The organism is Corynebacterium simulans, assembly GCF_001586215.1.
GTDB lineage: Bacteria > Actinomycetota > Actinomycetes > Mycobacteriales > Mycobacteriaceae > Corynebacterium > Corynebacterium simulans.
The window spans coordinates 1,974,561-1,994,573 of sequence record NZ_CP014634.1 but is presented as its reverse complement, the minus strand read 5'-3'; the positions used below and the strand labels follow the sequence as shown (position 1 = coordinate 1,994,573).

General features: G+C 56.6%; 19 protein-coding genes and 1 tRNA gene. 5 read left to right on the top strand and 15 right to left on the bottom strand.

What is annotated here, in order from left to right; translation table 11 throughout:
• Nucleotide 1 precedes the first annotated feature (1 nt).
• The 3 genes from serB to nrdF all read right to left on the bottom strand — a co-directional run bounded on the left by serB (nucleotide 2) and on the right by nrdF (nucleotide 4,467).
• A complete protein-coding gene (gene serB / locus WM42_RS09225; protein ID WP_062039360.1) occupies nucleotides 2–1,207 on the bottom strand; it encodes a phosphoserine phosphatase SerB in 1,206 nt (401 codons plus the stop codon).
• A 171-nt stretch (nucleotides 1,208–1,378) separates the two neighbouring features.
• Nucleotides 1,379–3,073 carry an aa3-type cytochrome oxidase subunit I gene (ctaD, locus tag WM42_RS09220; RefSeq protein ID WP_062037405.1) on the bottom strand — a complete coding sequence of 565 codons (1,695 nt, stop codon included), beginning with the start codon at nucleotides 3,071–3,073 and terminating at the stop codon, nucleotides 1,379–1,381.
• Between the two features lie 404 nt (nucleotides 3,074–3,477).
• Complete coding sequence (nrdF, locus tag WM42_RS09215) at nucleotides 3,478–4,467, bottom strand: class 1b ribonucleoside-diphosphate reductase subunit beta (RefSeq protein WP_061924418.1); 990 nt, start codon at nucleotides 4,465–4,467, stop codon at nucleotides 3,478–3,480.
• A 412-nt stretch (nucleotides 4,468–4,879) separates the two neighbouring features.
• Between nrdF and WM42_RS09210 the strand changes: the two genes are divergently transcribed.
• Nucleotides 4,880–5,596, top strand: coding sequence for a FadR/GntR family transcriptional regulator (locus WM42_RS09210; protein WP_062037402.1), 717 nt, complete (start codon nucleotides 4,880–4,882; stop codon nucleotides 5,594–5,596).
• 115 nt (nucleotides 5,597–5,711) lie between these two features.
• On the opposite strand, the gene nrdE is transcribed toward WM42_RS09210, so the two are convergent.
• From nrdE to WM42_RS09185, 5 genes are all read right to left on the bottom strand, one after another.
• A complete protein-coding gene (gene nrdE, locus WM42_RS09205; protein WP_062037398.1) occupies nucleotides 5,712–7,874 on the bottom strand; it encodes a class 1b ribonucleoside-diphosphate reductase subunit alpha in 2,163 nt (720 codons plus the stop codon).
• Nucleotides 7,875–7,988: 114 nt separating this feature from the next.
• The gene (gene nrdI / locus WM42_RS09200; protein ID WP_062037394.1) at nucleotides 7,989–8,420 is read right to left on the bottom strand and encodes a class Ib ribonucleoside-diphosphate reductase assembly flavoprotein NrdI; all 432 of its coding nucleotides are present in this window, start codon (nucleotides 8,418–8,420) and stop codon (nucleotides 7,989–7,991) included.
• A 20-nt stretch (nucleotides 8,421–8,440) separates the two neighbouring features.
• The gene (nrdH, locus tag WM42_RS09195; protein WP_061924430.1) at nucleotides 8,441–8,680 is read right to left on the bottom strand and encodes a glutaredoxin-like protein NrdH; all 240 of its coding nucleotides are present in this window, start codon (nucleotides 8,678–8,680) and stop codon (nucleotides 8,441–8,443) included.
• Between the two features lie 443 nt (nucleotides 8,681–9,123).
• Nucleotides 9,124–9,246: a type B 50S ribosomal protein L36 gene (gene ykgO, locus WM42_RS09190; protein WP_003847162.1), complete on the bottom strand. Its 123-nt coding sequence runs from the start codon at nucleotides 9,244–9,246 to the stop codon at nucleotides 9,124–9,126.
• A gap of 126 nt (nucleotides 9,247–9,372) precedes the next feature.
• Nucleotides 9,373–10,743: a sugar porter family MFS transporter gene (locus WM42_RS09185; protein WP_062039351.1), complete on the bottom strand. Its 1,371-nt coding sequence runs from the start codon at nucleotides 10,741–10,743 to the stop codon at nucleotides 9,373–9,375.
• Here WM42_RS09185 and nadE point away from each other — a divergent pair.
• Entirely contained in the window at nucleotides 10,742–11,566 is an 825-nt protein-coding gene (gene nadE, locus WM42_RS09180) for an NAD(+) synthase (protein WP_062037391.1), read from the top strand. The genes WM42_RS09185 and nadE overlap by 2 nt on opposite strands.
• A 27-nt stretch (nucleotides 11,567–11,593) precedes the next feature.
• On the opposite strand, the gene WM42_RS09175 is transcribed toward nadE, so the two are convergent.
• The 5 genes from WM42_RS09175 to pgm form a co-directional block, all read right to left on the bottom strand.
• Entirely contained in the window at nucleotides 11,594–12,328 is a 735-nt protein-coding gene (locus WM42_RS09175) for a fructosamine kinase family protein (RefSeq protein ID WP_062037387.1), read from the bottom strand.
• Nucleotides 12,329–12,402: 74 nt separating this feature from the next.
• Nucleotides 12,403–12,475, bottom strand: a tRNA-Ala gene (locus tag WM42_RS09170).
• Nucleotides 12,476–12,616: 141 nt separating this feature from the next.
• Entirely contained in the window at nucleotides 12,617–13,393 is a 777-nt protein-coding gene (locus WM42_RS09165; RefSeq protein WP_070497994.1) for a DsbA family protein, read from the bottom strand.
• 29 nt (nucleotides 13,394–13,422) lie between these two features.
• Complete coding sequence (locus WM42_RS09160; protein ID WP_062037380.1) at nucleotides 13,423–13,887, bottom strand: MauE/DoxX family redox-associated membrane protein; 465 nt, start codon at nucleotides 13,885–13,887, stop codon at nucleotides 13,423–13,425.
• A 16-nt stretch (nucleotides 13,888–13,903) separates the two neighbouring features.
• Nucleotides 13,904–15,520, bottom strand: coding sequence for a phosphoglucomutase (alpha-D-glucose-1,6-bisphosphate-dependent) (pgm, locus tag WM42_RS09155; RefSeq protein WP_062037377.1), 1,617 nt, complete (start codon nucleotides 15,518–15,520; stop codon nucleotides 13,904–13,906).
• A 172-nt stretch (nucleotides 15,521–15,692) separates the two neighbouring features.
• On the opposite strand from pgm, the gene WM42_RS13370 reads away from it, so the two are divergent.
• The 3 genes from WM42_RS13370 to WM42_RS09145 are packed head-to-tail and all read left to right on the top strand — an operon-like array spanning nucleotide 15,693 to nucleotide 16,535.
• Entirely contained in the window at nucleotides 15,693–15,851 is a 159-nt protein-coding gene (locus tag WM42_RS13370; protein WP_158510270.1) for a hypothetical protein, read from the top strand.
• Between the two features lie 10 nt (nucleotides 15,852–15,861).
• The gene (locus WM42_RS09150; protein ID WP_062037374.1) at nucleotides 15,862–16,170 is read left to right on the top strand and encodes a fluoride efflux transporter family protein; all 309 of its coding nucleotides are present in this window, start codon (nucleotides 15,862–15,864) and stop codon (nucleotides 16,168–16,170) included.
• Nucleotides 16,167–16,535 (top strand): fluoride efflux transporter FluC, encoded by a 369-nt coding sequence (locus WM42_RS09145; protein WP_082787668.1) that lies wholly within the window; start codon nucleotides 16,167–16,169, stop codon nucleotides 16,533–16,535. The genes WM42_RS09150 and WM42_RS09145 overlap by 4 nt, the downstream gene beginning before the upstream one ends.
• On the opposite strand, the gene WM42_RS09140 is transcribed toward WM42_RS09145, so the two are convergent.
• Together WM42_RS09140 and WM42_RS09135 are read right to left on the bottom strand one after the other, a co-directional pair.
• Nucleotides 16,532–19,075: an ABC transporter permease gene (locus tag WM42_RS09140; RefSeq protein WP_062037369.1), complete on the bottom strand. Its 2,544-nt coding sequence runs from the start codon at nucleotides 19,073–19,075 to the stop codon at nucleotides 16,532–16,534. The genes WM42_RS09145 and WM42_RS09140 overlap by 4 nt on opposite strands.
• Nucleotides 19,075–19,812 carry an ABC transporter ATP-binding protein gene (locus tag WM42_RS09135; protein ID WP_062037365.1) on the bottom strand — a complete coding sequence of 246 codons (738 nt, stop codon included), beginning with the start codon at nucleotides 19,810–19,812 and terminating at the stop codon, nucleotides 19,075–19,077. Before WM42_RS09135 ends, WM42_RS09140 begins: the two co-directional genes overlap by 1 nt.
• Between the last annotated feature and the right edge of the window lie 201 nt (nucleotides 19,813–20,013).

The following is a 20,013-nucleotide window of genomic DNA, read 5'->3' as shown; positions in this document are numbered from 1 at the left end:
GCTAGTCAATTGCAATCTCCTCTGCGGGCACCCCAAGAATCTGGAGAATTTCGTCCATATACGGATGATTGACGGAAGCATCAGCGACTTCTTTAAGCGCAGGTTTCGCATTGAACGCGATTCCAAGGCCCGCAGCAGTGATCATATCGATGTCATTAGCGCCATCCCCAACTGCGACTGTTTGGCTCATCAGGAGACCCGAGTCCGCGGCGAACTCGCGAAGGAACTCTTCCTTCGCCTTTCGGTCAACGACCTTGCCGATAACACGGCCGGTGAGCTTCCCGTCGACGATCTCCAGGGTATTAGCGCGCACATAGTCAAGCTCCAGTTCCTTGGCGAGGGTTTCCAGCACTTGGATAAATCCGCCGGAGACTACAGCAGTGCGATATCCCATCCGCTTTAGGGTTCGCACGGTTGTCCGCGCTCCTGGGGTAAGCTCCAACTGCTGAGCAACTTCGTCGACTACTTCCACGTCCAAGCCAGCCAAAGTAGCTACACGCTCACGAAGAGACTGCTCAAAATCGAGCTCGCCCCGCATTGCCCTTTCGGTTACTGCAGCGACTTCTGCTTCTTTGCCTGCGTGAGCGGCCAACATTTCGATGACCTCTCCTGTGATAAGCGTGGAATCGCAATCGAAGCACACGAGGCGCTTTGCCCTACGCTGCAGGCCTGCTCTCTCGATCGCGATGTCAACGCCAAGCTCCTTCGACAACTGCGCCAAAGCTGCACGGACTGGATCGGCAGAGCCTTCCAAGGTAATGAATAGTTCGAATCCTAAAAGCGGGGAAGTCGACAACCCGCGAATACGATCGATATTCGCATCGAAGTTTGCCAGGCACTGAGCAAGTGATGACATAGTCTGGGCTGATAGCTGCTCCCCCAGAATCACCACCGAGTGAGTCGAACGCGGGCGGGAGCCGGACTCTGCCTCTTCTACAGATAGAGTCACCTGTTGGCTATAGATACTCAACGTATTGCGCAGGCCGTGTTCCAGTTGCGGCAATCTTTCGCCAGCAAGACGGACATAGGCCGAAAGCGAGATGCGGCCCGAAAAGATGGCTTGCTCGACATCGACAAGCTCCGCGCTATGCGAAGAGAGCACTCGGAAGAATGCCGCCGATACGCCAGGCTTATCGGGACCGGAAGTCGTAATCACCGCGAAGGTATCACACGCGGGATCCTTTACGTTGTCAGCTTGATAATCCACTCGGTTAGTATCCCACGCGAATCGATGGAAATGGGAGTAATCGCCAAACATTCGACTTGGATAGTGCCTTGAACGCACAAAACCGCCTCCCCCATTGCCAGTGCAGTTGGGGAGGCGGTTGTCAGGAGTAAAGCGGCTAGCTCTAGTGCTTAACAGTCGGTGCTAAAAGCTCTAGTGGTGGCCGACGTGTGCTTCCTCGCGCATGCGCTTAACCATGTGCGGGTAGTGCAGCTCGAAGGCAGGACGCTCAGAGCGGATACGCGGCAGGGAAACGAAGTTGTGGCGCGGCGGCGGGCAGGAGGTAGCCCACTCGAGGGAGTTACCGTAGCCCCAAGGGTCATCAACGGTAACGATCTCGCCGTAGCGCCAGGACTTGAAGACGTTCCAAACCAGCGGGATAACGGATGCGCCGAGAACGAAGGAGAAGATCGTGGAGATCTGGTTGTAGACGGTGAAGCCATCAGACTCGAGGTAGTCAGCGTAACGACGTGGCATACCCATGTTGCCCACCCAGTGCTGGATAAGGAAGGTGCCGTGGAAGCCGATGAAGGTCAGCCAGAAGTGAATCTTGCCGAGGCGCTCGTCGAGCATGCGGCCGGTCATCTTCGGGAACCAGAAGTACAGACCTGCGAACGCGGAGAACACAACCGTACCGAACAGGGTGTAGTGGAAGTGCGCAATCAGGAAGTAGGACTCAGCAAGGTGGAAGTCCAGTGCCGGGGAAGCGAGCATAACGCCGGTCATACCGCCGAAGAGGAAGGTGGACATGAAGCCCATAGCGAAGATCATCGGGGTATCCCAGGTGATGTGGCCCTTCCACATGGTGCCTACCCAGTTGAAGAACTTAACGCCGGTCGGAACCGCGATGAGGAAGGTCATGAAGGAGAAGAACGGCAGCAGGATAGCGCCGGTAACGAACATGTGGTGCGCCCACACAGCCATGGACAGGGAGCCGATGGCCAGAACCGCGAACACCAGGCCGATGTAGCCAAAGACTGGCTTACGGGAGAAGACCGGAACGACCTCGGAGATAACGCCGAAGAACGGAAGTGCCAGGACGTAAACCTCAGGGTGGCCGAAGAACCAGAAGAGGTGCTGCCACAGGATGGCGCCGCCGTTAGCGGAGTCGTAGATGTGGCCGCCGAGCTTGCGGTCATACAGGATGCCCAGTGCTGCAGAGGTCAGCAGCGGGAAGATCATCAGAACGATGACGGAAGCAGTGAAGATACACCAGGTGAATACCGGCAGGCGGAACATGGTCATGCCAGGCGCACGCAGGGTGAGGATGGTGGTGATCATGTTGACTGCGGAAGCAATGGTGCCAACACCGGTAGCGCCAACACCGACAATCCACATGTCGGCACCGATGCCTGGGGTGTGGACGGCGTCGGCAAGCGGGACGTACATGGTCCAGCCGAAGTCAGCTGCACCGCCCGGGGTGACAAAGCCCAGCAGCATAACGATGCCGCCAGTCAGGGTGATCCAGAAGCCAAATGCGTTCAGACGTGGGAAGGCAACGTCCGGCGCGCCAATCTGCAGCGGCAGGATGTAGTTACCGAAACCCCACACAACGGGAGTTGCGAACAGCAGCAGCATCACAGTGCCGTGCATGGTGAACAGCTGGTTGAACTGCTCGTTGGACAGGAACTGCAGACCCGGGCTGAAAAGCTCAGCACGAATCAACAGGGCCATGAAGCCACCGAGGAAGAAGAAGCTGAAGGACATAATCAAGTACATGATGCCCAGCTGCTTGTGGTCGGTGGTGGTGAGCATTACCCAAGCCTTAGAGCCGGTCTTGGCATTGCCAGTAGGCTCCGGACGAGTTGGCGCGACGTAATCGTCGAGCCTTGGCGCCACAGCGGTCATTAATTTCCTCCTGAAGAACAAGTGTCGTTCACGCCAAAGCCCAAAAATAGGACCTAGCGCCACAACACCTAGGTTTACTCGACTTATATTAGGGGACTTCGCTGTGAAATTTCCAGCTTTCCCCAATGGCCATAGAAGCTAGTTAACCCCGTTTTTAGGCAGTATTTTTCGAAAATTCCCAGCACGACGGCCGCCGGCCGAAAACCTGCCCCAAAACCATTGCGCTTCCGCGTGATTCTCGCCACAAGTTTTTGCGGTTGCCTGGCGTTAAAACGACGAAACGCACCCCCTAAGGTAATCAACCGGAAGATTGATTAATCCTTGGAAGTGCGCGTGGCTCCCAACGCTCAAGAGACACTGTTAAACATGCGACTCAAGGGAGCCAGGTAAAAAGGCGGGGCGAGTTAGAAGTCCCAGTCCTCATCGGTGGTGTCTTCTGCCTTACCAATGACGTAAGAGGAACCAGAGCCAGAGAAGAAGTCATGGTTCTCGTCCGCGTTCGGAGACAACGAAGACAAGATGGCCGGGGAAACCCGGGTCTCGTCTGCCGGGAACAGCCCCTCAAAGCCAAGGTTGTTCAGCGCCTTGTTGGCGTTGTATCGCAGGAAGCGCTTGACGTCTTCGGTCCAACCGAGCTCGTCGTAAAGATCTTCGGTGTAGTCAATCTCGTTGTCGTAGAGATCGTAGAGAAGATCGAAAGTGTATTCCTTAATTTCTGCCTGCTCCGCTTCAGAAAGCTCGTTGTAGCCATTCTGGAACTTGTAGCCGATGTAGTAGCCGTGAACTGCTTCATCGCGGATAATCAGGCGGATGATGTCCGCGGTGTTGGTGAGCTTAGCGCGGGAAGAGAAGTACATCGGCAGATAGAAGCCGGAGTAGAAGAGGAAGGACTCAAGCAAAGTGGAGGCGACCTTCTTCTTCAGCGGATCGGCGCCCTTGTAGTAGGACATGACGATCTTTGCCTTGCGCTGAAGATTCTCGTTTTCCTCCGACCAGCGGAATGCATCGTTGATCATCGGAGTAGAAGCCAGCGTCATAAAGATGTTTGAGTAGGACTTCGCGTGAACGGACTCCATGAAAGCGATGTTGGTGTAGACGGCTTCCTCGTGCGGAGTCTTTGCATCCGGCAGCAAAGAGACAGCACCAACGGTGCCCTGAATGGTGTCGAGGAGGGTAAGACCCGCGAAGACACGCATGGTGGTCTGCTGCTCGTGCTCGGTCAAGGTCTTCCAAGACTGCAAGTCGTTGGAAACAGGCACCTTCTCTGGCAACCAGAAGTTGCCGGTAAGGCGGTCCCAGACCTCGGAATCTTTATCGTCTGGAACGGTGTTCCAGTTAATAGCCTTCACAGGCTCTGCGTGGCTAGCGATGTACTCGTCATACTCGTGCGACACGGTCAGACTCCACCTTCTTCTTAAACGGAATTCATCTTGGGCTAACTGCGGTTAACCATTCTCCGACGAGCATACCATCCTAGGCCCTGCCAACAATGAGCGCTGCAGCTTTAGAAAGCGGTCTAAACGGCGGTCTCAAATGCGGCCTAAACGTGGTCTCAAGGGCGGAATCAAAGGCTGCCTAATCTGGGCCTTAGAAAAGCCGGGAAATACAACTTTGGAGCGCACCCCGAAAGTTTAGAGGTTGAACGCAATTCAAAAACTATTGCACGCATTGAAAGCGATCGATTCGGCAATCGCTTAAGATGTATTTACGTTTCAAGATTGGCTTATGAATGCCGGAAATTATTCTCTTTCCGCTTTGCCTCGTGCACTCTCAAACTGCGGTCTCACAAAAGGAGGATCCCCTACAGTGACCAGCACCAGCGAGTCTCCTACTCCCCTGCTCAATACGGTTCTAGACGAAATCGGCGCAGAAATAGTAAGCGGCGCCATTGAAACCGGCCAGCGCTTCACCTTGCAGGATATCTGCGTTCGTTTCGACATTTCGCGCACCGTTGCCCGCGAGGCTATGCGCGCTCTGGAGCAGCTAGGCATGGTTTCTTCCTCACGGCGCGTCGGTATTACGGTTCTGCCGTTGAGCGAGTGGTCCGTATTCGATCAATCGATTATTAACTGGCGCCTAGCTTGCGAGGCTTCCCAGAAAAAGCAGCTCAATTCTCTCAATCAGCTCCGCCTTGCCATCGAACCGATCGCCGCAAGGATGGCCGCCACGGAATCAACAGAAGAGGAAAGAGAAGAGATCCTGGAGCTCGCAGAGCGTCTCCACGAGTTGGAGATGAAGCCTTCCCGCCGAGTTGGCGAAGAGCTAGCAACGGATCTGCGCTTCCACAGTATGGTGCTGCACGCTTCGGGCAACGAGATGTTCGCGGCACTTACCCCTTCCCTACTCTCAATGCTCAAAGGAAAGTCAGTTTTCGGTTCGGAAAAGCGCAACCCCATCGCCGGCACCGCGCACTTGCATCAAGAGTTGGCACGCGCCATCGCGGAGCAACGCCCAGACGAGGCGGAGACTATCGCGCGCTCCATCCTGGACGAGGCCCGCGCAAGCGCCGGAGCGAAGGCTTAAAAGGCTCCTTTGCGACAAGCAAGGGGAAAGAAGCAAACAAGCAAAGCGAAAAGAGCGAAACAAGCAAAAGAACTAAAGTAGAGTCCTCACCCGTTAAGGTGAGGACTCTTTACCGTTAGAGCATGCAGGAAACGCAGCCTTCGACTTCGGTTCCTTCAAGCGCCATCTGACGCAGGCGGATGTAATACAAGGTCTTGATGCCCTTGCGCCATGCGTAAATCTGCGCCCTGTTGATATCGCGGGTGGTGGCAGTGTCCTTGAAGAACAAGGTCAGCGACAAGCCCTGATCCACGTACTTGGTGGCGGCAGCGTAGGTATCGATGATCTTTTCGTAGCCAATCTCGTAGGAGTCCTTGAAGTACTCCAGATTGTCGTTGTCCATGTGCGGCGCCGGGTAGTAGACGCGGCCGATCTTGCCTTCCTTACGGATTTCGATCTTCGACGCAATTGGGTGAATCGAAGAGGTCGAGTTGTTGATGTAAGAAATGGAGCCTGTCGGCGGCACTGCCTGTAGGTTGCGGTTGTAGAGGCCATGCTTGGCGACGTCCGCCTTCAGCGCAGCCCAGTCTTCCGCAGTTGGGGTGTGGATAGACGAGGCGTCGAAAAGCTCCTGCACACGTGCAGTACGTGGGGCAAACTCGGCTGGGTCATAACGATCGAAGAACTCACCGGAGGCGTACTCAGACTGCGGGAACTCGGAGAAGTACTCGCCGCGCTCGCGGGCAATCTTGTTGGAAGCGCGCAGAGCAGCGTAGAGAACCGCGGCGAAGTAGGCGTTGGTGAAGTCCAGTGCTTCCTCGGAGCCGTACTCGATGTGCTCGCGCCCTAGGAAACCGTGGAGGTTCATCTGGCCAAGGCCGATGGCGTGAGAATCATCGTTGCCCTTGCGCACGGAAGGTACGGAGTTGATAGCGGTCTTATCAGCCACTGCGGTTAGACCACGGATGGCGGTCTCGACGGTCAGAGCGAAGTCTGGGGAATCCATGGTGGTGGCGATATTCAGCGAACCGAGGTTGCAGGAGATATCGGAGCCCATGGTCTCGTAGCTGAGATCGTCGGCAAATACGGACGGAGAGTTGACCTGCAGGATTTCCGAGCAGAGGTTGGACATGTTGATGCGACCGGTCTTGACCGGGTTCGCGTTATTCACGGTGTCCTCGAACATGATGTACGGGTAACCGGATTCGAACTGCAGCTCGGCGATGGTCTGGAAGAAGTGACGAGCATTGACCTTCTTCTTGCGGATGCGTGGGTCCTCGACCATCTCTTCGTAGTGCTCGGTGATGGAGATGTCACCGAAGGCCTTGCCGTAGACGCGCTCAACGTCGTATGGCGAGAACAGGTACATGTCGTCATTATTCTTGGCCAGCTCGAAGGTGATATCAGGGATGACAACGCCCAGAGAGAGAGTCTTGATACGAATCTTCTCGTCAGCATTCTCACGCTTAGTGTCGAGGAAGTTCATGATGTCCGGGTGGTGTGCGTTGAGGTAAACAGCACCTGCGCCCTGACGCGCACCCAACTGGTTTGCGTAGGAGAAGGAATCCTCCAACAGCTTCATGACTGGGATAACGCCGGAGGACTGGTTCTCGATGTGCTTGATCGGAGCGCCGGCCTCGCGGATGTTGGACAGTAAGAGTGCCACGCCGCCGCCGCGCTTGGAAAGCTGCAGCGCAGAGTTAATGGAACGGCCGATGGACTCCATGTTGTCCTCGATACGCAGGAGGAAGCAGGAAACGAGCTCGCCGCGCTGCGCCTTGCCAGCGTTGAGGAAGGTCGGGGTTGCCGGCTGGAAGCGGCCGGTCATGATTTCGTCGACTAGGTGCTCAGCGATGGTGGTGTCACCGTCTGCCAAGAACAGAGCAGTCATAGAAACGCGGTCCTCGAAGCGCTCGAGGTAACGGCGGCCGTCAAAAGTCTTGAGCGTATAAGAGGTGTAATACTTGTACGCACCCAAGAAGGACTTGAAGCGGAATTTATAGGAATAAGCGCGCTTGAAAAGGGACTTGATGAAGTCAAAGTCGTACTGCTCGAGCAGAGCTGGCTCGTAGTACTTGTTTTCCACCAAGTAACGCATCTTTTCTTCCAAGTCGTGGAAGTAGACCGTGTTCTGGTTGACATGCTGCAGGAAGAACTGGTTGGCAGCCTCGTGGTCCTTATCGAACTGAATCTTGCCCTCTTCGTCGTAAAGGTTCAGCAGGGCATTCAGAGCGTGGTAATCAAGCTGTTCTTCTGGCTTCACGGGTTCGGCTACGGTCTTGCCCAATTGCGTTGTCACGGCTTTTGGAGCCTTCCTTTGCTTGGCAGCGCATGTCTTACGCCGCGGTGAGAAACGGTTTAGAAAAATATGTAAGGTAACTGCGCATTGCACAGTTACCTATTTTTTATAAGTTTAGGCAGCGGCTTCCAGCCCTAGGGCCGTTGCGTTCGCCAGCAGGCCTTCCCTACAAATCTTAACGTCTTCATCGGTACCAAGTAACTCGAAGCGATAAACGTAGGGCACCTTGCACTTGGCGGAGATTACGTCTCCGGCCTTGCCAAAGTCTGCGCCGAAGTTACTGTTTCCGCCGGAGATAACCGCGCGGATGAGGCCGCGGTTGTGCTCATTGTTGAGAAAGCGAATGACTTGCCCCGGAACAGGGCGAGAGTTCTCGCGGCTAATAGAGGCCCCTCCCCCGTAGGTGGGGCAGACAAGAACATAAGGCTCACTCACAATGAGCGGTTCATCATTCTTGCGCAGCGGGATGCGGGCGCTTGGCAGGCCCAGCTTGTCAACGAAACGGCGGGTATTTTCCGTTGCGGAGGAAAAATACACAACCAACATTGCTATAAGCCCTGCCCCGTTTAAGCGGTGGCGCTTAGAGCGGCCAGCTCCTTGATGCGCTCTGGGCGGAAGCCAGACCAGTGCTCACCATTAGCCTCAACGACCGGCGCCTGCACATACCCCAGTGCCATGACGTAGTCACGAGCATCATCATCAAGGGTGACGTCTACAGAGGTGTATTCAAGGCCAGCACGGTCGAGGGCCTTCTTAGTAGCGTTGCACTGGACGCAAGCTGGCTTGGTGTAGAGAGTGATGCTCATGATGAAAGTCCTTTGACGCTAGTTCAAGTTTTTAAGGGTTATCCGGCCTAACTAGGTGCGCCTTTAGCGCTTTATCCAGCCCACCGGAACGACACGAACGACACTATACTTTGTGGCAAAAAGCTGCAACCCATACTACATATAGTAGTTACATTCGTGATATTCCCAGCATGTTATCTACCCAGACCCCACATGTTGACCCGCCCGACGCTCGGCCATGAAATTACACCGATGAGACTCCTGCAAGTTTACCTGCCGGCAACCTAAAGTTGTGACAAAGAACACTATTGTCACCAATTCTTTGCCCACCGATCGTTTTAAAAACACCCGCAACAGGAGATGCGGATCGGGCAGCCAAGGCGACGTCGGCAAGCGTAAAAGAAAAGCACCCGCCTAGAACCGAAGTCCTAGGAGGGTGCTTCTAATCAAGAAAGCCGATGCTTCTAGCCCTGGCGAGCCTTGAAGCGCGGATCCTTCTTGTTGATCACGAAGACCTTACCGTGGCGGCGAATAACCTGGGCGCCCGGCTTCTTCTTCAGCGACCGAAGAGACTTACGAACCTTCATCGGGCGCTCCTTTCGTTATGCGCAAACTTCATGCGGTTGAATACTTTTAAAGCACAGCCATCAAAGTTACGGCCATGACACGAGGAAAAATCTTACCCCACGCGCGCGCCATAACCAAAACACTGATTAATTAGCGTAGCGCTCCTGCATCTCATCGCCTACTTCTTCCAGACTACGGCCCATCGTCTCCGGCACCAACAGCTTGGTATAAGCGATCGCCGCAAAGCCTAAGAAAGCAAAGATCATAAAGGCAACGGGACCAGTCAACCACTCGACCATTGGCAGGAAGAACTGCGCGACCGCCCAGTTGGTTACCCACAGGGAAAGCCCGGCGATACCCATGCCGATGCCGCGGACCTCAGGGGGAACGAGCTCGGAGATGAGCAGCCAGGTGGTCGGCGATACAGCGGCCTGCTGGAAAGCAATGAAAAGGGCCATAAACGCCAGCGACAACAACGCCATAGGTGTTGAGCCCTCGGCAAAGCGGTACGCGATGGAAAGAACGACCAAGGAAATGACGTTTCCGGTCAGGCCGATGCTGAGCAGGCGCTTGCGCCCGATGCGGTCGACGACTTTCAGGCCCAACCAGCAGGCGACTACGGAGACGGTGCCGATGAGGATGGAGGTATACACGGCGTTCGCTGTAGAAATACCCACCTGACTCATCATGGTCGGGGCAAAGTACACGATGGCATTAACGCCGGTTATCTGCTGAGTAAGCCCCATCAGCATGGCAAGCAGCACGGTCACTTGCAGCCAGCGTTCTTCCTTTAGGCGCGCCCATTCGCCGCGTTTTGCGGCTCCGGAAGCTCCCGCCGCCCCAGCGGTTCCGAGCTCGGTTCCAGAGATACCGACGCGCGCGGCAAGCTTCCAGGCCTCGTCGATGCGATGCTTCTTTAGCAGCCAGGCCGGTGTATCAGGCAGGAAGGTCATGCCCACGGCGAGCATGGCGCCAGGAACGGCGGCAAGACCTAGCATCCACCGCCATGAGCCGGTGCCGGCGAGCGCGGAGTTGACCAGGTAGGCCACCAGCTGACCGACAACGATCATCAAGGTATTCAGCGAAACCAGGCGCCCGCGGGCACGCGCTGGGGAAATTTCGGAGATATACATCGGCGAAACAATGGATACTGCGCCTACCGCAACCCCCAGGAAGGTGCGGGCGGCAGCTAGTGCCACAACAGAACCGGCAAGCGCACACCACACCGAACCAGCGACGAATACTGCGCCACCGAGAATCAGGGTCTTGCGGCGGCCGATTGCATCCGCGACGCGGCCGGCAACGAGCGCGCCGACGGCGGCGCCAACTAAGAGCATGGAGGTAACCCAGCCCTCCTGGTTGGCATTCATGTCGAATTCGGGACCGATGAATAGCAGCGCACCGGACATAACGCCGGTGTCGTAGCCAAAGAGGAGGCCACCTAGTGCGGCGACTGCGGCGACGACTTTGACATAGGTTTTAATTCTCACTCGTTCATCCTTGCAGCCCGCTACCATGGGCGTCATGTCGCAAACTGGACTTCCGTTGCAAGAAAGCATCATAAAAGCCCTGGGTGTTAAACCCTTAATCGATCCAGAACAAGAAGTGGAATCGCGCGTTAACTTCCTTGCGGATTATCTGCGCAACACTGGCGCCAAAGGTTTCGTCCTGGGCATTTCAGGCGGGCAAGATTCCACCCTCGCCGGCCGCTTGGCACAAATGGCGGTGGAGAAGGTGGAAGGCACGCAGTTCTGGGCTGTACGTCTGCCGCACGGCGTGCAGGTCGATGAAGCGGACGCACAGATTGCCCTTGATTTCATCCAGCCGGATCATCGTCTAACGGTGGATATTGCCCCAGCCACGCAGGGCATTGACGACGCCGTGGCGAAGAGCCTGGACAAGCCGGGCTTAGGGGATTTCAACCGCGGAAACGTCAAGGCCCGTCTGCGCATGACAGCACAGTACGCCATCGCCGGTGAGGTCGGCGCGCTGGTCATCGGCACCGATCACGCTGCTGAGAACCTCGCGGCCTTCTTCACCAAGTGGGGCGATGGTGCGGCCGACCTCGTGCCGCTGGAAGGGCTCAACAAGCGCCAGGGTGCCCAGCTGCTGCGCCACCTGGGTGCGCCGGAGTCGACGTGGAAGAAAATCCCCACGGCAGATTTAGAGGAAGACCGCCCGCAGCTGCCCGACGAGGAAGCTCTCGGGGTAAGTTACGCTCATATCGATGACTACCTTGAGGGCAAAGAGGTCCCGGACTCTGCCCGTACCCGTATCGAAGAGCTCTGGCATCGCGGCGCGCACAAGCGCATCATGCCGCCGGGCCCGCACTCCCTATAAACGCGCACTGGGTTTAACTCGGCCTGCCTACCCTTCTAAAAGCTCCAGGGCGGCATGCGCGGCGTCGCCAAGCGCGCGATGATAGGCCACGCCATGGGTCAGCGCGTGTACCGCAAGGGGATGTAGCTGATGGAGCGGGAACCAACGCTTTTCATCGGGCGCCAGCCCATATCCGCGGTAGATATCGTCCAGGTAGGGCACGCCAAAAAGATCAAGCATGGCCAGATCTGTCAGCGGGTGCCCGCCGTGGGCGGCCGGGTCAATCATGACCGCGCTATCGGCAGTAAAAAGCACGTTGCCAGCCCATAAATCGCCATGGATGCGCGCGGGACACCCATCCCAATGCCGCTTTAGCACCGCATCGCAGGTGCGCTTGACGACGTCCCGGTAGCCCTCATCCAGCGCACCATTAGCCTCCACGAAGGGCAGCACCCGCTGGTGCACATAAAAATCGCCCCAGTGCTCGACCGGCCGGCATTCCTGCTCAACACGGCCAATATAATTGCGGCCCGTCCACCCCTCCGGGGCCGCACCGAAAGCATCCGCACCAGAAGCGTGCACCTCCCGCAGCGCCCGCCCGAAAGCCTGCGCGGCATTAGCCGTCGGCCGCGCCTCGGCAACGCGACGGGTGCTAATCGAGCGCTCCCCCACCCCTACTACCTCAACAACAACGTCAGACCGCGCCTGCGCCAGCCACCGCAGCCCCGCTGCCTCGGCGCCAGCTTGGTCGGCAGTGCGAACGCGCTTATTAAAAGTCTCCATACCAACCACGGTACGCGTTACTGACACGCGAAAACACAAGAAGGGCCGCCACAAAAAGTGACGGCCCTCATCTGTGGAGCTAACGGGATTCGAACCCGTGACCCCCACACTGCCAGTGTGATGCGCTACCAGCTGCGCCATAGCCCCATTCCTAACGCGAAGCACTCGCGCTAGCAACTGAGATAAAGGTACCAAAGGCCATCGAGCTAAACCAAATCGCCTGTTGGACAGCAAAATGGGCAGCCGGAACGGGCTGCCCATTGAATTCTGGTTAAGTATCAGGCTGTCTTACTTAACAACCTGCTCAACGAAGTTCCACTGAGACACCGGCGTACCCTTAGGAGGATCGATATCCTTGCCGTTCTTCAGTACACGCGGCGAAGACACAGAACCAGTCGTATCCTTCAGCTTCTTGGCGTTAGCGCGACCATTTTCGTTGCCGGCATCCACGTTGGTGTTCTTGACCTTCTTGGTAACATCGTCGTCCGCACCAAAGCCCTTTGCCGCTTCTGCAAAGTCGTCAAAGTCCCAGGAGCCGACAGACTGCTGGTTCTCAAGAAGGTAGGCGCGCATATTCCAGTAGGTTTTCGCATCACCGGAGCGAGCAATAATGTCCATCACGGATGCAGCCTTCGAGGAATGTCCCTCGAGCTTGATGCTTTCATCAGACATGAACTTCTCAAGGTCGACACCGCGCAGATCCAAGAAGTTCAACGTATGAATGTTGACCACGAGCTCGCCGTTTTCTACGGCTTCCTTCATCGGCTTGTCGCTACCTTCAGCGAGCTCAGCGCAGTGAGGGCAAGAAAAGTCCTCGTAGAGGTCTACTTCTGGGGTGCTTTCCTTGGTCTTTGCGCTCTTCAACGTCACAACTCCGTTGTCATCAACAGAGGTTTCCATGGTGACGTCGACTGCGTTTTCTGCAATCTTGTCGGACTTTGCGTCCTTGCCGCTGATAACGATGTATCCAATAACGACGGCCGCGATAACGAGCAGAACTCCAACTGCCCAGATAAAGCCCGAGTTACCCTTGCTATTCGGGTTAGTTACTTTTGCCACTGGCATTCTCCTTTTAAATGGCTTGTTCTAAGAGTCTAAGGGTGCAACGCAAATTTGTTGAACGGACGCTTAATCGTCCACACCGTCAAGATGAGGTAGAACGTATCACGAGCAAGAGTCTGCATATAGTTCATCACTTGCGCATCTTCGTCAGGATTGACTGTGAAGCATCCGCAATCAATTCCCAAACCGCGGCCCCAAGCTTGCCCGATGCCGATCATGAACAGCAAAAGAACAAAAGTGGCAACCTTAGAGGACGGACGCAAGAAAAGACCTAGAAGCAGCAGGACGCCACCACAGATTTCCAATGGGGCGATTAGATGCGCAAGATATTCAGACCACTCGGGTGTGAAGATTTCATAAGCACTAATAGATTGGGTTACTGAAAGATTTTCACCCAACTTGGCGTAACCGGCTTTAATCCAGATATAAGCCATGTAGAAGCGAGCGAACGCACTGATGACGTCCAGGATCAGCTTCTTGTCGATTTTCTTAGTCACCCGAGATAGTTTAGCCCTAAACTTCTAGTACTTGGGTAACAAGTGCCTGTGCTTCTTCTTGCACTTTCCTGAGATGTCCCTCACCCAGGAAAGACTCCGCGTAAATCTTGTATTTATCTTCCGTGCCGGATGGGCGCGCGGCAAACCAAGCATTGCGGGTTGTCACCTTAAGGCCACCGATGGCAGCCCCATTTCCGGGCGCCTCGGTGAGCTTAGCGGTGATTTCCTCGCCGGCTAGCTCTGTGGCCTCTACCTGCTGCGGGGAAAGCTTTTTCAGGATGGCTTTTTGCGCGCGGTCAGCGGGTGCATCGGTGCGCGCATAAGCTGGGGCGCCGAATTCTTCAGCCAGCTCCGCGTAGCGCTGCGACGGGCTCTTGCCGGTTACCGCAGTGATTTCAGCAGCGAGCAAATCCATGATGATGCCATCTTTATCGGTAGACCACACGGAGCCATCGAAACGCAGGAAGGAAGCACCAGCAGATTCCTCCCCGCCGAAGCCGATGCTGCCATCTAGAAGGCCAGGCACAAACCACTTGAAGCCGACAGGCACCTCAACCAGCTCGCGCCCGAGCTTGGCGACGACACGGTCCACCATGGAGGAAGAAACCAACGTCTTGCCCACGCCAGCATTGCCCCACTGTGGGCGGTGACTAAACAGGTAGTCAATGGCCACTGCGAGGTAGTGGTTTGGATTCATCAGCCCGGCATCCGGGGTGACGATGCCATGGCGGTCCGCATCCGCGTCGTTGCCGGTGGCCAGGTCGAACTTTTCGCGGTTTGCGATGAGCGAGGCCATAGCGTTCGGCGAGGAGCAATCCATGCGAATCAAGCCATCGGTATCGAGCGTCATGAAGCGGAAGGTTCCATCCACCGCCGGATTTACCACCGTAAGGTCCAGATCGTAATGCTCGGCAATGGCCGCCCAATAGTCCACCGAGGCACCGCCCATCGGGTCAGCGCCGATGCGCAGGCCGGCCTTCTTGATGGCATCCATGTCCACGACGTTTCGCAGATCGGCCACGTAAGAATCGACGTAATTGTGCTTTACGCAGCGCTCGTCCAACACGCCGGAAACGTTTACACGGGCAACACCGGCAAGACCTTCTCGCAGATAGTCATTGGCGCGCGCCGCAATCCAATCCGTGGCAACAGTATCGGCGGGCCCGCCCGTTGGTGGGTTGTACTTGAAGCCGCCATCGCGTGGCGGGTTATGCGAAGGCGTAATGACGATGCCGTCAGTACCCGGGTGCGTCAGGATGGCATGCGAGATAGCAGGGGTCGGGGTGTAGCGGCCACGGTCGTCGACACGCACCTCAACCTCATTTGCAAGCAGGACCTCCAGTGCAGAGACCATGGCTGGCTCCGAAAGCGCATGGGTATCGCGGCCGACAAAGATTGCGCCCCGGGTGCCCTGCTCTTTACGGTAATCCACGATGGCCTGGGTAATCGCCAGAATGTGCTGTTCATTGAAAGCAGCGTCCAAGGCCGAACCGCGGTGACCAGAGGTACCGAAGACCACCTGCTGATCCGGGTTTTCTACATCGGGAACACGGGTGTAGTAGGCGGTGACAAGTTCCGCGATATCGATGAGGTCACTTGGTTGCGCAAGCTGGCCAGCTCGTTCATGTGCCATGGACTGCTCCTTATAGGGGGATATAAAAGCGTGATAAAGGTGTGGCCTAAGCTTGCCAAGCCACGTGGAGTTTTGCAGGACTTTTAACCCCCACAAGGGGGAAAATGTGAACCAGATCCACAAATCCCCTCGTTTATTTTCTGTCACGTAGTAGTTTTTCAGCATGGAATCAGTGACAAATATTCTCGAAAGCATCGCCGGGGTGATTTGGGGTCCATTCGTTCTCATCGCCCGCGAGACCAAGGCCTATTTGAAGTTTGATCCCAAGCTCAACAAGCCAGTTGAGGAAGTTGAGGCGTTCGTCCGTTCCCAGCAGATGGAGTGGAAGTAATATGTAGGCCATGCCTCAAGCACTAGTAGTCGGGTCCGGTGCCGCGTTAGGCGCCGTGGCCCGCTATTTTTTGTCATCCCTGCTGGGCGGAGGACTGATTCCGCTGCTTTTAATAAATATCTTGGGCAGCGCCCTGATGGGTTATTTCAAGCCGGGACCCTTCTGGGGCACGGGCGTACTCGGCGGCTTTACCAGCTTCGCCACGTTCGCTTTCCTAACCGCCTCCGTTACTGCCACGCAGGCTGGCTGCTACGTGCTGGCAACAGTGGTTGGTTGCGTTATGGCCTATCTCCTGGGTGACAAGGTAGGCGCCAAGTGATTGTTCTCTACATCCTCTCCGGCGCCTTCCTCGGCGGCATGGCCCGCTACGGTTTCACCAAGGTACTGCCCTCTCCGGTTAGCACCTTCGCCGCAAATATGTGTGGCGCGCTCGCTATCGGTTTGGCCTACGGCTTTATTGAGCAAGTAAGCGGCGCGCTTAGCGAGGTCCTCTATCCCCTAGCCATCGTCGGATTCGCCGGCGGGCTTTCCACGTGGTCGACCCTTGCCAAGGAGCTCGGAGAAATGCTTAAAGAGAAGAGGTACTGGAAGTGTATCCAGTACCTCTTCTTCACCCTCGCGCTGGGCATCGTTCTAGCTTGGCGCGGGGCGATGTGGGCTCCGATTATCTATCAGAACTTCTAGTCCGCGATTGCATCCAAAGGCGGAGTCTTGGATGCACCATGTGCTGGCCATAGCGCGGCCAGCACGCCAACCACGGCAGAGCCTGCCAGCAAGATGGTCAGCATGCCCCACGGAATAACGGCGCCACCAAGCCCCTCTTCGGACAGTACCTTGATAAAGGCCCAGCCCAGGCCCAGGCCCAGAATCATGCCCACCACTGCGCCGAATACTGCAATCTGGACGGACTCCAGGGTGATCATCGTGCGGATCTGACGGCGCTGGGTACCAACGGCGCGCAGCATGCCAATTTCCTGACGGCGTTCGATAACGCCCAGGGTCAGCGTATTGACGATGCCAAGCACCGCGATGATGACCGCAAGCGCCAACAGCGCGTAGAGAATGGTCAGCATCTGGTTAATCATGCTTGCGGCCTCGCCGGCGTATTCTTCACCGGAAGCCACCTGCACCACCACGAGGTCCTTGACAGATTCCTCCAGGTTGGTGCGCAGTTGCTCCAAGTCGACGCCCTCTGCCGCATTGACTCCAACCATCGCTACGGTCAGGGCGTCGCCAGGCAGTAGCTTCTCGACGTCCTTTTGGGAAACCGCCAGCTTGGGCAGCATCTGGAAGTCCTCGTAAATGCCCTTCAGCTCGACCTTTGTAGTCTTACCCGGAACCATGCCAGAAAGCTCGTAGCTCTCGCCGACCTTCCAGCCTTGCTCGCCTGCGGTGGTGGCATCGGCGATGAAACCGCCCTCGGCGATGTCGCTATCGCCTTCCACCATATTGAGCATGAAGATGTTTTGTGGGTTGGAATCAACCGTCTCCGACATGGTGTATTCAGGGCCATAGTTCAACGAGGCTTGGTCTTCGACCTTCACCGGCGCGGTGCCAACGGTAACGACTTCGCCAGCGCCCTCGGCCTTGGCGGCGCGCTCGCCAGTCTCTACCGGAGTGGGGAAACTGCCCTGAGAAGGCCCGGAGAGCAGGTAATCGGCACTGATGTCCTTCTCCATCGTCTCCGCAACGGAGGACTTCATAGTGGCGCCCAGCATGCCGATGGCAGTCACGAGGGCAACGCCAAGGGTAAGCGCGAAGGCGGTTGCAGCGGTACGGCGCGGGTTGCGCTTGGAGTTGGTAGACGCCAGCTTGCCGATGGCCCCGAAAGGCGCTCCGATAACTCGGCCCAAGGTAGGAACGATGGGTAGTGAAAGTGCGGGGCCTGCGAGGCTGAAGCCGACGAGCAAGTTAAGCGCGCCCAGGCCGACGAGGCCGGCGCGGATGCCAGTCGCGGCGTCGACAAGCACGCCGGCGATGACGAAGATGACGCCCAAGCCCATGAGCAAGCCGCCGACGATCGTGCGCACCTTCAGCGAGCTCGCCGCTGCGGACTCCGTGGTGCGCATGGCCTCAACCGGCTCGACTGCACCCGCACGGCGGGCTGGTGCCCATGCGGAAACCACCGTAACCACGGTGCCCAGAATGATGGGCACGATGACCGCAAGCGGGCTCAATCCGAGGCCGCTATCTGCAGGCATGCCACGGGATGCAAGCACAGCCTTGATGATCGCCACCAGGCCCATGCCGGCGACGACGCCCACCGCGGAGCCCAAAAAGCCCACGATGAAGGACTCAACGACGACCGAGCGGGTAATTTGTCGGCGCGATGCGCCCAGCGCACGCAACAGCGCGAACTCTTTGGTGCGCTGTGCGACGATCATGGAGAAGGTGTTCGCAATGATGAAGGTGCCTACCAACAGCGCGATAAGGCCGAAGGCAATGAGGAAGTAATTGACGAACTTCAGCGCCGAAGAAATAGCATCCGACATTTCCTCTGCAAGCTTTTCGCCGGACTCCGCCTCAACGTCGTAGGTGGCGTTGAGATGATCGACGAGCTGCTCTGGGCTTACACCCTCAGCGGCAGAGACCTTCAGCTGCTGAGAGTTTCCGTAGCGTTCAACGAAGGCCTTGTTATCCATCTGCAGGGTAATACTTGGACCTGCATCCACGGCTGGCTTCTCGATGCCGGCGACAGTGACCTCATCACGTTTGTCGGGGTGGACAACGAGCAGCTTTTGGCCAACGGTGACGCCGTACTTTTCTGCTGCGGCATCGTTGATGGTGACCTCGCCAGTGCCTTGGGGCGCCTCGCCCTCTATAATCTCGCCGGGCTCACCTACCGACTCTTCGGCCTTGTAGTAGGGCCTAACGCTCGCCCCACCGCCGGTGGTCTGGAATGCCTCGGCCTTGTCGTTGGCTACGACGACATTTTGGGCACTCTCGATGTTGACCTTGCCAACCTTGTCATCGTTGGCTAGGTCCTGGCGCATCTTCTCATCCAGGTCCGGGCCAGAATCCTTCTTACTGACGGCGGCGTCAACGCCAGTAAAAGCATTGGTAACCGCCGCATCGAAAGTATTCGACAGGGAATTGGTGAACATGAAAGAGCCCGCGATGAAGGCGGTGCCAAGGACCACTGCGAGCAGCGTCAACGCAAGGCGGAGCTTATGGGCGACGATGTTGCGCAAGGAAACCTTGCGCATGGTGGTATTCCTTGCCATTAGCTTTCGATCTCCGCCATGACCTTATGGATGGATTCCATGGTTGGGTTCTGTAGCTCGTTGACAAGCTTGCCGTCGGCCAAGAATACGACGCGATCCGCATAGGAAGCAGCCTTGGCATCGTGGGTGACAATGACGACGGTCTGGTCATCTTGATCTACTGCGGTGCGCAGAATAGCCAAAACCTCCGCGGAAGAATTGGAATCAAGGTTGCCGGTGGGCTCATCGCCGAAGATGATCTCTGGGCGGGATACAAGCGCACGCGCACACGCCACGCGCTGCTGCTGGCCGCCGGAAAGCTCTGCTGGACGGTGGCTCAGGCGCTGTGCCAATCCCAGGCGGGTAGTCACCTCATCGAACCAGGACTTATCTACTTCTTTGCCAGCGATGTTCATTGGCAAGGTAATGTTCTCCGCCGCAGTTAGGGTTGGTACCAAGTTGAAAGACTGGAAGATGAACCCTAGGCGGTCACGGCGCAGTGCGGTGATGGACTTGTCATTTAGCTGCGACATATCCGTGTCACCGATGAAGGCTGAGCCACTAGTAGCTGAATCAAGACCGGCCATGGTGTGCATCAGCGTGGACTTACCTGAGCCCGACGGTCCCATGATGGCAGTAAATTTATTGCGCTCGAAGACCACGTTGACATGGTCCAATGCGGTAACAGCGGTATCGCCTTGTCCGTATTGCTTAAACAGTTCGACGGCGCGCGCCGCTGCCCTCTCCGGTGGACACATGCAGGAAATCTCCTCTGGTTAATGGTGATTTTAAAGCTATCCGTCCTAGTCTAGCTGCCACATTCGACCGACGTATGACTGCTAAGAAGATTCCTATTCTTCTCCAAGGTTCATCAACGCTACGTTGAACTACTCCGCTTTCCCCGCTGCGCGCAGACCGGAGATGCCGGTTAATAGTTTCCGTGCTGAAATAAGCAGTAT